The organism is Alistipes sp. CAG:268, from assembly GCA_000434235.1.
Lineage (GTDB): Bacteria > Bacteroidota > Bacteroidia > Bacteroidales > Rikenellaceae > Alistipes > Alistipes avistercoris.
Window position 1 is genome coordinate 32,123 of record FR892005.1, and the last position, 11,750, is coordinate 43,872.

Below are 11,750 nucleotides of genomic sequence, written 5' to 3' on the forward strand. Positions count from 1 at the left end.
CCGAGCCGGGTGGCCAAACCCCGCCTGCGTATCGCAGCCGGCCGCCGTGGCGGCCGAATCCGCGGCTGCCACCGCACGGGCCGTGCGCACGGAGGTCGAGCGCAGGACCGGCAGCATGAGTACGACAGTCAGCCCGAAGAGGGCCATCGAGAAGAGGAAGAGCAGGAAACGTCTCATCGCAGCAGGGTTTCGAAGGCGCGGCGGACCTCTTCGCGGTCGTCGAAGTGGTGCTTCACGTCGCCGATGATCTGGTAGGTTTCGTGCCCCTTGCCCGCCACGAGGATCACATCGCCCGGGTGCGAGAGCATGACGGCCGTGCGGATGGCCTCGGCGCGGTCGGCGATGCGCAGGTAGCGCGTTCCGGGATCGAGTCCGGCAACCATCTCGTCGAGGATCGCCTCGGGCGACTCGTGACGCGGGTTGTCGGAGGTGAAGATCGCCGTCGAGGCATATTGTACGGCGATCTGTGCCATCTCGGGGCGTTTCGTGCGGTCGCGGTCGCCGCCGCAGCCGCAGACGACCAGCAGCTGCTGTTGCGGCGTGCGGATCTCCTCGATCGTGCGCAGGACATTCTCCAGCGCGTCGGGCGTGTGGGCATAGTCCACGACGGCCGTCGTGCCGTTCGCCGCGCGTACGATCTCAAAACGGCCGTTCACGGGACGGAGCGTCGAGAGCACGCGCAGCACCTCACTGCGGTCGAGCCCCAGCAGCACCGCCGTGCCGTAGACCGCCAGCAGGTTGTAGGCGTTGAAACGCCCGAGCAGGCCGACCCACACCTCCTGTCCGTCGATGCGGAGCAGCATGCCGTCGAGATGCGTCTCGACGATCCGGCAGCGGAAGTCGGCCATTCCGCGCAGCGAGTAGGTATGCACCGCGGCGGCCGTGTTCTGGACCATCACGCGCCCGTTGCGGTCGTCGAGGTTCGTCAGCGCAAAGGAGCCGGCCGGCAGCATGTCGAAGAAACGCTTCTTGGCCCGGATATACTCGGCAAAGGTCTTGTGGTAGTCGAGGTGGTCGTGCGTGATGTTCGAGAAGATCCCGCCCGCGAACGAGAGACCCCGCGTGCGTTCCTGCACGATGGCGTGCGACGAGCACTCCATGAAGCAGAACTCGCAGCCGGCATCGGCCATTTCGCGCATCAGGGCGTTCAGGCGGATCGAATCGGGTGTCGTATGCGTGGCCTCGACCTCGCGCCCCTCGATGCGGTAGACCACCGTCGAGATCAGCCCGGCCTTGTAGCCCAGGGCACGCACCAGGTCGTAGAGCAGCGTCGCGGTGGTCGTCTTGCCGTTCGTTCCGGTGATGCCCACCAGTTTCAGTTCGCGGCTCGGGTAGTCGTAGAAGGCGGCGGCCAGATCGGCCATCGCCCCGGCCGAGTCGGGGACCGCCACATAGGTCACCCCGGGAGCCGGATCGGCCGGCAGCTGCTCGCAGACGACCGCCGCAGCCCCGGCGGCCACGGCCGCCGGAATGAAGGCGTGCCCGTCGGCCTGCGTTCCCCGCACGGCGAAGAAACAGTCGCCCGGCTTGACGGCCCGCGAATCGTAGGTCAGGCCCCCGACCGGACGCTCCCCGTCCCCGAGCACTTCACGGACGGGCGTCTGCCGCAAAATTTCAGAAAGTCTTTTCATCGCTTATTTCAATGTTATCGCGACCGTCGCGCCCGGCGATATGCGGGCTCCGGCGGAGATGCTCTGCTGTGTCACGGATCCCTGCCCCGTGAACCGCACCCGCAGACCGCGGCTCTCGAGAAGGAAGAGGGCATCCTTCAAACCCATGCCGCGCACGTCGGGCATGGTCTCCCGACCGTCGGGCAGCGAGGTGATCCGCACGTTCGAGAGGCTGTCCACCGAGGCGCGGCCCCATCCCGTGCGCTCGTCGAACGACGTGCGGGGCGAGAGCTTGTCGGCCACGCGGCGGATCTGCTCGATGTCCCCCCCCTTCATCCGCTCGGGATAGCGGCGCGGTCCGTCGCGCTCGACGCGCCCGTACCAGTCGTAGTTCCGGTTGCAGATGTAATCGACCATGCGCTTGACGACGGGACCCGCCAGCGGACCTCCGTAGTAGGCCTTGCCGGCCTGCGCACGCGTCTCGATGGTCGTCAGCACCGTGTAGCGGGGAGCATCGGCCGGGAAGAAGGCGATCATCGAGCCGAGGTAGTAGCGACCCTCGCGGCTCCGTGCGTCGGTGATCTGGGCCGTACCGGTCTTGGCGGCCACCCGCACGCGCGTCGTGTCGCGGAAGTAGTTGCTGGCCGTACCCTCCGTGCAGACCGCCTGCAGGCACTCGCGCACGGTGCGCAGCGTTGAGCGGGAGCAGATCGACGAGGCGATCGTGCGGCTCTCGAACCGCTCGACCACCCGGTCACCGCGCCGCAACTCGCGCACGAGCAGCGGCGAGATCATCTTGCCGTCGTTGGCTATGGCGTTGTAGAAGGTAATCATCTGGATCGGGGCCAGCCGCACGCGGTAACCGTAGGCCATCTTCACGAGCATCACGCCCGGGTCGGGAACCTTCCAGTCGGTAGTGATCGAAGGTTTCCGCTCGCCGAGCATCTCCAGGCCCACGGTCTGACCCAGGTGGAGCTCCTCGTGGAGGTAATCGCTGTATTGCTGTTTCTTCCCCGTGACGCCGTAGCGATCCCACATCGCCTTGGCGAAATAGACGTTCGACGACGAGGCCACGGCCCGGCGGAAGTCGATCTCGTGGTCGCCCCGGTGCGAATCGCGGATATTCTTGGCGGGTCCCACCGTCACCGGGTCGCCGTTGTGCGTGTCGTAGACCGTCGAGACGGGCATCCCGGCATCGTCGAGCAGCGTGAGCATCGTCGCCAGCTTGAAGGTCGAACCCGGCTCCATGCTCCGCCCGAGCGCATAGTTCTCGCGCTCGGAGAAACTTCCGTCGGCATCGCGCCCGAGGTTGGCCATCGCCAGGATCTCGCCCGTGCGGGTCTCCATGACGATCGTCGTGCCCCACAGGGCGTTCTGCGCCTCAAGCTGCCGCCGCAGCGCCTTGTCGGCCACATCCTGCAGGTCGAGATCGAGGGTCGTCACCACGTCGTAGCCATCCACCGGGTCCTCGTGGCCGGCACCCGCCACGCGGCCGTAGAAGCCGCGGGCGATCCGCTGCCGCATCGCCCGGCCGTCACGGCCGGCCAGCGCGTCGCGGTAGGCCTCCTCGATGCCGTAGTTGCCCCGGTCGCCCGTCAGTCCGATCGTACGCCGCGCCAGCTCGCCCTGGGGATAGATCCGCTCGTCCCGCTCGACAAGGTTATAGACCATGCCCATGTTCCAGTTGAGCAGCGGATAGCGGCGCAGCACCTCCCACTCGGCATAGTCCACCTCGCGGGGGAAGATGTTCACGGGCGTATGGTCGCGGATCGTGTCGTAGATGCGCCGCCGGATATACTCCTCGCCCCGCAGGCGGTCGAGCATCCGCGCCAGCCACCCCTCGGAACGCAGATAGGAGGTGTCGCGCGGGTTCACCAGCCGGTAGCGGCGGGCATGCTCCTCGCGGAACTTGCGGGCATAGGCCGAAGCGGGCTTGTCCTTGAAGAAGGCGGCAAGCAGCTTCGCGAGCGAGTCGGCCTGCTCGTGAAAGGTCTTGAGCGAGTCGAGGCCCGGCGAGGCGAAATCGAAGGCGGCCTGGTAGCGGAAGATCGATGTGGCGAGCGGCTCCCCGTCGCGCGAGAGGATACTGCCGCGCTGTGCGGCGATCGTCTCCTCGGTGAAGATGCGGCTCGAAAGCCGGTCGGCGTTGTAGGCCACCTCCGCGCTGAAGAGCTGCACCCATACCAGGCGCAGCAGCACGATGCCCCCGGCGAGGATGAACAGCACGTAGAGGAGCCGCACCCGCAGCAGAATGTCGCTTTTGATCTTCGATCGTTCCTGTTTCATCGCCGTTGGGGTCAGTTTTCGATCCATTCGCCCGGAGCGACCGGATCGTAGAGTTCGATGCCCCGGCGGTGCAGCTCCTCGAGGATCGCCGAGTGCGTCGTCCGCCGGTAGCGCTGCTCCTCGAGGCGGATCGACCGCTCGCGCAGCACCTGCACCTCGCGTTCGAGGCGCGAAAAGCGCATGTCGAGGTGCAGCGACCAGAACATCACCACGATGCTCAGGAAGAACATCCCGGCGATGGTCAGCATGTAGGGATAATACTTCGAAACCCCCTCGCGCACAAGGATCGACCCCGAGAAGAGCTGCCAGAAGGTGCTTGCCCGGCGCCTCCGTTCGCGGCGCTCGCGCAGCTCCTCTTCGGCCCGCTCGGCCGCCTCCCGCTCCTCGTCGGCGCGGATGTCCTCGTCGGCCTCGCCGCGCTCCATGCGGCGGACCTCACGCCGCACGCGGCGCGCAAACTCCGCCTCCTCCTCGCGCCGAGCCTGCTCCTCGGGCGTAACCGGGTCGAATTCGTGATCGCGGTACATGGCTTCGTGTCAAAGTTTTACCGCAGCGCGGAGTTTGGCCGAACGCGAACGCGGATTGCGCTCGAGCTCTTCGGCCGAAGGGGTCACGGCCTTGCGCGTAACGGGTTCGAATGGGGTCTGCGGACGTCCGTAGAAATCCTTCTCGACTAGCCCCGAGCAGTTGCCGCTGCGCAGGAAGTTCTTCACCAGCCGGTCCTCGAGCGAGTGGTAGGAGATCACCACCAGGCGGCCTCCCGGACGCAGCACCCGAAGGCTCTGTTCGAGCGCCATGCGCAGCGCCTCCATCTCACCGTTCACCTCGATGCGCAGCGCCTGGAAGAGTTTGGTGAGGAACTTCGCCTCGTCCTTCCTGGGCGTGCAGGGGCGCACCGCCTCAACCAGTCCGGCCGTCGTGCCGATCCGCTCCGCGGTCCGGGCCTTCACCAGGCAGCCCGCCACCTTCCACGGCGTCTCGAGTTCGCCCCAGTCGCCCAGCACGCGCGTAAGCTCCTCAACCGGGTAGCCGTTCACCACGTCGGCGGCCGTCAGCCGCCCCCGCTGGTTCATGCGCATGTCGAGCGGCGCCTCGCCGCGGAACGAAAAGCCCCGCTCGACGGCGTCGAAATGGTGCGACGAGACCCCCAGGTCGGCCAGAATGCCGTCCACCTCGGTCACCCCGCGGTAGCGCAGCGCTCCGCGCAGGAACCGGAAATTGCTCTCCACATAGTGGAAGCGGGGGTCGTCGGGACAGTTCGCCCGCGTATCGCGGTCCTGGTCGAAGGCATAGAGCCGCCCCTCCTCGCCCAGCGAGGAGAGGATGCGGCGCGAATGGCCTCCGCCGCCGAACGTAAGGTCGGCATAGGTGCCTTCGGGCCGTATATCGAGCAGACCCACAGACTCCTCCAGCAGAACCGGCGTATGGTATTGCGACATAATCTTCGTTTTCGAAAGTCTATTTGGGTGTAAAGTTAGGGATTTTTCGAAAAAGAATGCCTATATTTGTGGATATAATTTTCCCGACACGCATCCATGCCTCAGATCGACATCGGCTCCGTCCTCTCCGAGAAAGCACCCCGTCTGGCCCGCTGGATTCCCCGGCCGGCCGTCAATTGGCTGCGGCGCACGATCCACGAGAAGGAGATCAACCACATCCTGGCGAATTACTGGTCGCTCCCGCCGCAGGAGTTCATCCACGCCTGCTTCCGCGAGTGGCAGATCACCTATTCGGTCACGGGGCTCGACCGCCTCGACCCCCGCGGCCGCTACCTCTTCGTCTCGAACCATCCGTTCGGCGGCATGGACGGCATGATGCTGGCCGACAAGCTCATCGACCGCTTCGGCGACGCCCGCGTGGTAGTGAACGACCTGCTGATGTACGTCGAACCGCTGCGCCCGCTCTGGATTCCGGTGAACAAGCACGGCTCGCAGAACGCGGCCTATGCCCGCAAGTTCGACGAGGAGTTCTTCGGCGAACTGCCGATCCTCACCTTCCCGGCTGGGCTCTGCTCCCGGCGCATCGACGGCGTGGTGACCGACACGGAGTGGAAGACCAGCTTCCTGAAGAAGGCCTACGCCTCGCAGCGGCAGATCGTGCCGGTCTTCGTCGAAGGCCGTCTGTCGAACTTCTTCTACAACGTGGACCGCATCCGCAAGGCTCTGGGCATCCGTTTCAACATCGAAATGCTGTGGCTGCCCGACGAGATGTTCTCGCAGAAAGGCAGGCATTTCCGCATCGTCGTCGGAGAGCCGATCCCCGTGGCGGAGCTCCAGCACTGCGGATCGTTGCGCGAACAGGTCGAGGAGGTACGCAAAAAAACGTATTTTTTGGAAAATCTGGTCGCCAGCACCTCCGAAAACCGCTAAAATTGGTATTTTTGCCCTCGCTATGCAACAGAAAGTGCAAGAACCGATCCTGCCGCCCGTAGACCGGGCCCTGCTCCGCGCGGAACTGACCCCCGAGCGGAAGGTCCGCGACACGCAACGGGCCGGCAACGAGATATACATCTTCGCGGCCGCGGAGTGCCCCGCGCTCATGCGCGAGGTCGGAAGACTCCGCGAACTGGCTTTCCGGGGCGCCGGAGGCGGCACGGGCAAGGAGATCGACATCGACCGGGAGGACCTGGCCGAGGACGGATACTACCAGCTCATCGTCTGGGATCCGGCCGCCGAGGAGATCGTCGGCGGATACCGCTTCATCGTCTGCACGTCGGAGTACCCGCAACACCTCTCGACCGAACACTACTTCCGCTTCAGCGACCGGTTCCGCCGCAAATACCTCCCGCGGACCATCGAGCTGGGCCGCTCGTTCGTACAGCCGTCCTACCAGGCCCGCGGCAATTCGAAGAGCATCTACGCCCTGGACAACCTCTGGGACGGGCTCGGCGCGCTAATCGTGCTGAACCCCCGCATCAAGTACCTCTTCGGCAAGGTCACCATGTACACGACCTACAAGGCCGTGGCCCGCAACGCCCTGATCTGGTTCCTGCGCCGCTATTTCCCCGACCGCGACCATCTGGTGGAGGGCATCCATCCCCTGAAGCTCGACCTCGACGATCCCTACTACGAAGAGCTCTTCTCGGGCGAGACCTACATGGAGAACTACCGCATCCTGATCCAGAAGATCCGCGAGTTCAACGAAAACATCCCGCCGCTGATCAATGCCTACATGAACCTCTCGCCGACGATGCGCGTGTTCGACACGGTGATGAACCCCGACTTCGGCGGCGTGGAGGAGACCGGCATCCTGGTCACGATCCGCGACATCTATCCCGAAAAGCGGATGCGCTACACCCGCTGGCAGGGCTGGCGCGCCAACCTGAAGCACCGCCGCGAGGAGTTCAGCGAGCGCCTGCGCGAGCACCTCGGCCGGATCACCCGGAAACGGAATTCCTGACGTACACTACATCACCCCGGGCCGAACCCCTCCCCGACCGCTCCGCAAGCGGCCAGAACGGTTGTGCATATATACCCGGTCCGAGGGAGGGATAACCGAACAGACCGTATAAAACGCCCAATATCGCCAAGGCAATGCAGTAAAATGTACAGTCCTCCATTTTACGGAAAACTTTTATCCAACAAACGGAATACATATGATGAAAATCCTCAAACTCCTCCCACTGGCATGTACGATCATCCTCGGTGCTGCCTCCTGCTCCGACGACGACAAAGAGCAAACCGGATTCCAAATCGACGACGGCAGCGGATTCCTCTCGCTCGATGCGGCGGCCCGCAGCGGCTCGATCGCCATCACGGCAAACAACTCATGGAGTGTCACACAGGACAAGGATTCCGAATGGCTCACTCTCTCGACGACAAGCGGAGCAGCCGGCAGGACCGAGATCGGCATCATGCTAGAGGCCAACCCGGGTGAGGCCCGCAACGCAGGCCTGACCTTCAACAGCGGTGGCCGAACCTACCCCTTCGTCATCACGCAGAGCGCCCATGTAACAGCAGACTTCGACGATGCCGACCACTGTTTCTACATCACTTTCGGAACTCTTCCGACCCTTTATGCCGGCCTGCACGTCCTCTCGCACGACAAGCCGAGCTACGTTTTCTTCCAGCGCTCGCAAACCTTCCGCCCCGAAGAGTTCCCTGCACACGCCGAGGTGACGATTGCCGCCGATCCTTCAGCCAACGCCACCGACGAGGACATGGAACGGATGCGCACAGCCATGAAGCAGCAGATCCTGAAAATCAATGTCGAAGACCCGACCGCCGTGTTCGGGCTCTATGTGGATGATCTGCGCTGCGGCATCGGCTACGACTGGTTTGTCGCCCAGGGCATCGACTCGACCCGCGTGAAGGTCTCGATGCTCTCCGACGGTACGGGCACCTACAACAACTTCTACAACTACTTCGGCGACCCCGCCACGGCCGAGCAGAACTGGGAGAACTATGCCGCCCAGGTCGAGGCCCTCGACTGGCAGCACGGAGGCCGGTTCCCCGAGACCCGGATGCCCGACGGATTCGATTTTTATGAATGGCCCTACTACCTCGCCACGCGCCCGAACTACCGTCTCGTGCTGCAGGACGATGACCTGCTCGAGGCTACGTCGCCCTTCATGACCGAGCGGCTGCAGCAGATGCGGACCGAGAGCAAACAGCCCTACGAACTGCTGGCAAGCCTGCCGGCCGAAGCACGCCAACGTTTCTTCCGTATGGCCGGCTTCGACTACGATGCCTTCGCCGCCCTGTTCGATGCCTCGCCCAAGAAGAACCTCGTCATCATCGGCACGAGCCACACCTCGGAAGAGAGTGAAGCGCAGCAGGCCGCCTATGTGGAACGCATCATAGGCGACTATGGGACCGCATACGACATCTTCTTCAAACCCCACCCGGCCGACTCCTCGTCGAGCAACTACGAAGAGCGCTTCGAGGGACTCACTTTGCTGCCCGGGCAGATGCCTTTCGAGATCTTCGTCTGGTCGCTGCTCGACAAGGTGGACCTTATCGGCGGCTACTCTTCGACGGTCTTCCTCACCGTACCGGTCGAAAAGACCGGGTTCATCTTCGCGGCCAATGCCGAGAGCCTGCCTCGCCCGCTGAACGTACTCTTCCGCAACGCGGAACACGTACGGTGGATCCAGTAACGGAAGATACATCGCTGAACGACGAAAACGGCAACACCCGACAGGTGTCGCCGTTTTCGTTTCCGCCGGTGCTCCTGCACACCGTACCTCCTACCCGAAGCCGGACAAAAAAACTCCGCCCGAAGGCGGAGTACCAGGCAAACAATCGTTAACTAAAAGTGACAGTTCACTGCTGCCGGAAGCCGGCTGCGAGGGACGATCTGAAAAAAACGGAAAAATTTTACATATCTCCCAAAGAACCGATCCGCTTCGCTGGACGTCGCACCCGCAATCCAAGGCTCCCGTCAGAAGATCCCTGTCGTCTTTACCGTCATTTCACCATAAGCATTTGTTTAAGTTCCACTTCGTTTTCCGTCCGTCGAATCCGGAATCCATCCGGCTTCCCCTGCAAGGGAACAAGCCGGATGCCAGACCCGCGACGAAAAGCGCAACAAACTGCAAATCAACCCAAACGATCCAATACGGATCACCGGAAAGGCATCCTCCCCGTGTGGAAAACCGTGGAGAAGCTCCACACAAGGTGTGGAAAAATTCCACACACGGCTCACTCGATGCCGTAGAGGTGCAGTTTGTTGTAGAGGGTCTTGCGGTCGATCCCCAGCAGCTTGGCCGCCTGCGACTTGTTACCGCCGGCCGCCGACAGCGCACGTCGGATCTGCTCCTCCTCCGAAGCCGGGTCGCGCAACGAGAAACTCGGCGCCGCAGGTGCGGCGGCGGTCACCTCGGCAGGCAGCTCGCGGCAGGTGATGTAGTCGCCCGAGGCCAGCAGCGTAGCTGACTTCACGGCATTCTTCAACTGGCGCAGGTTGCCCGGCCATTCGCAGCGCGTGAGGGCCGCGACCGCCTCGGCATCGAAGCCGACAATATGCTTCCCCAGCTCACGGTTGGCCTGGTCGAGGAAGAAGTCGGCGAAGAGCAGGATGTCGCCGCGCATCTCGCGCAGTTCGGGCATCCGGAGCGTGAACTCGTTGATGCGGTGGAAGAGATCCGCACGGAAACTGCCCCGGGCGATCGCCGCCTCGAGGTTCTCGTTCGTCGCCGTCACCAGACGGATGTCCACCGGGATCTCGCGCGTACTGCCCACACGGCGGATGCGGCGCTCCTGCAACGCACGCAGCAGCTGCACCTGCGTCTCATAGGTGAGGTTGCCCACCTCGTCGAGAAAGAGCGTGCCGCCGTTGGCCGCCTCGAAGGCCCCCACCTTGTCGGTGAGCGCCCCGGTGAACGACCCCTTGACGTGCCCGAAGAACTCCGAAGCGGCCAGTTCACGCGGGATGGCCCCGCAATCGACCGCCACGAAGGGCTTCCCTGCCCGCTTGCTGCTGCGGTGGATCAGCTGCGCCACGTGCTCCTTGCCCGTACCGCTGGCGCCGTTCACCAGCACCGACATGTTCGTCGGCGCCACCAGGCGCACATATTCGTAGAGCTGGCGGGCCACATCGCTCCGCCCCTCGATGTAGTTGAGCGGCTCCGCGCCGTCACGGGCCGCACGGCCCCCCTTCTCGCCCCGGGCTCCCCGTTCGGGCCGCACGGCCGGTTCGGAGTTCTCCGGAGCGGCAGCCGCCTCGAGCGCCTCGCGGATCTTCTTGAGCAGCTCGTCCGGATTGACGGGCTTGGCGACGTAGTCCCGGGCCCCGAGTTTCATGCTCCGCACGGCGTTCTGGATCTCGGCATAGCTCGTCATCACGATCACGGGAGCCGCGATTCCCTCGCCCGACATCCACTGCAGGAGCGCAATGCCGTCCTCGTCGGGAAGCCGCATGTCGCTCAGCACGAGCGAATAGCTCCCCTTGGCAAGGGCCGTGCGGGCCGCCGCGACCGAACCGACGCTCTCCACGTCGAAGCCGCGCTTGGTCAGCCAGGTGCGAAGCATCAGGGCAAACGTAATATCATCGTCTACGATCAGAATCCGTTCCATAACACTACAAAGATAACATTTCTATTCGGATTTCCGCGTTATCCGCGTACTTTTCCCGCCCCGACGCGGCGCTCCGCCTCGGCGACGATCCTCCGGATTTCGTCCCCGGCTGCCGCCAGATCAGCCGAAAGCGCCTCGGGGAAGGGATCACCCGCCCCCTCGGCCCGCCGCAATACGGAGGCGACAGCCGCGGCACCCAGCATCGTGAAGATCGGCAGCATCTTGTGCGCGAAGGCTCGGACCGTCGCCCAGTCGCCTGCGGCAAGCGCCCCTTCGAGCGAGGCGCAGTTGGCCGCAGTCTGCTCGGCAAAGGAGGCAAGGATGCTGCGGGCCGCCTCGGCATCGTCGCCCGCATAGGCGGTCAAGGCGTCGAAACGGATGCCCTCCGGACCGGCCTGCCCGGTATCGGGAGCCTCCGGCCCCTGCAGCGGCTGTCTCCCGCCGCCGCAGACCCGACGGATCGTGGCGGTCAGCTCCCCGTAGGAGAAGGGCTTGCGCAGGCATGCGGTGAACCCTCGGGCGGCGAAGTCCTCCGGGCTCATCTCCCCGCGGGCCGAAACGGCCACCACCGGAAGAGAGGGATTCACCTCGCGGATGGCGGCAAGGACCCGGAACCCGTCGAAGGCCGGCATTTGTATGTCGGTAACCACCAGGTCGAAATGTCCTTCGGAGATGAGTTTGGCCGCATACTCGGGATACGGACAGCACTCGACCGAGAACCCGGCCCGGCGGCACATCGCCGCCACCATCTCCAACTGCAGCCGGTCGTCATCGACCAGCAGCACCCGCAGCTCCTCGTCTGACACCGCCCCGGATGCCTCGGCCGGCCCCGGGGCCG

At 64.3% G+C, this 11,750-nt stretch carries 9 protein-coding genes; 3 read left to right on the plus strand and 6 right to left on the minus strand.

Annotated features, from left to right (window positions below):
* Positions 1 to 173 precede the first annotated feature (173 nt).
* From QZL63_RS06890 to rsmH, 4 genes are read right to left on the minus strand one after another with little or no spacing between them, the layout of a single operon-like run.
* The gene (locus QZL63_RS06890; protein WP_022308589.1) at positions 174 to 1,631 is read right to left on the minus strand and encodes a UDP-N-acetylmuramoyl-L-alanyl-D-glutamate--2,6-diaminopimelate ligase; all 1,458 of its coding nucleotides are present in this window, start codon (positions 1,629 to 1,631) and stop codon (positions 174 to 176) included.
* 3 nt (positions 1,632 to 1,634) lie between these two features.
* The gene (locus tag QZL63_RS06895; RefSeq protein WP_022308590.1) at positions 1,635 to 3,896 is read right to left on the minus strand and encodes a penicillin-binding protein; all 2,262 of its coding nucleotides are present in this window, start codon (positions 3,894 to 3,896) and stop codon (positions 1,635 to 1,637) included.
* Positions 3,897 to 3,907: 11 nt separating this feature from the next.
* A complete protein-coding gene (locus QZL63_RS06900; protein ID WP_022308591.1) occupies positions 3,908 to 4,423 on the minus strand; it encodes an FtsL-like putative cell division protein in 516 nt (171 codons plus the stop codon).
* A 9-nt stretch (positions 4,424 to 4,432) separates the two neighbouring features.
* The gene (gene rsmH, locus QZL63_RS06905) at positions 4,433 to 5,335 is read right to left on the minus strand and encodes a 16S rRNA (cytosine(1402)-N(4))-methyltransferase RsmH (RefSeq protein ID WP_022308592.1); all 903 of its coding nucleotides are present in this window, start codon (positions 5,333 to 5,335) and stop codon (positions 4,433 to 4,435) included.
* A 96-nt stretch (positions 5,336 to 5,431) separates the two neighbouring features.
* Here rsmH and QZL63_RS06910 point away from each other — a divergent pair, with 96 nt between their 5' ends.
* The 3 genes from QZL63_RS06910 to QZL63_RS06920 all read left to right on the plus strand — a co-directional run bounded on the left by QZL63_RS06910 (position 5,432) and on the right by QZL63_RS06920 (position 8,994).
* Positions 5,432 to 6,265 carry a hypothetical protein gene (locus tag QZL63_RS06910; protein ID WP_022308593.1) on the plus strand — a complete coding sequence of 278 codons (834 nt, stop codon included), beginning with the start codon at positions 5,432 to 5,434 and terminating at the stop codon, positions 6,263 to 6,265.
* A 22-nt stretch (positions 6,266 to 6,287) separates the two neighbouring features.
* The gene (locus QZL63_RS06915) at positions 6,288 to 7,295 is read left to right on the plus strand and encodes a GNAT family N-acetyltransferase (RefSeq protein WP_022308594.1); all 1,008 of its coding nucleotides are present in this window, start codon (positions 6,288 to 6,290) and stop codon (positions 7,293 to 7,295) included.
* Between the two features lie 196 nt (positions 7,296 to 7,491).
* Positions 7,492 to 8,994: a BACON domain-containing protein gene (locus tag QZL63_RS06920; RefSeq protein WP_290586344.1), complete on the plus strand. Its 1,503-nt coding sequence runs from the start codon at positions 7,492 to 7,494 to the stop codon at positions 8,992 to 8,994.
* Between the two features lie 544 nt (positions 8,995 to 9,538).
* Here QZL63_RS06920 and QZL63_RS06925 read toward each other — a convergent pair.
* Positions 9,539 to 10,912: a sigma-54-dependent transcriptional regulator gene (locus QZL63_RS06925; RefSeq protein ID WP_022308596.1), complete on the minus strand. Its 1,374-nt coding sequence runs from the start codon at positions 10,910 to 10,912 to the stop codon at positions 9,539 to 9,541.
* A 38-nt stretch (positions 10,913 to 10,950) separates the two neighbouring features.
* Positions 10,951 to 11,750: response regulator (locus tag QZL63_RS06930; protein ID WP_290586349.1), on the minus strand; the 800-nt coding region annotated here is incomplete at its 5' end.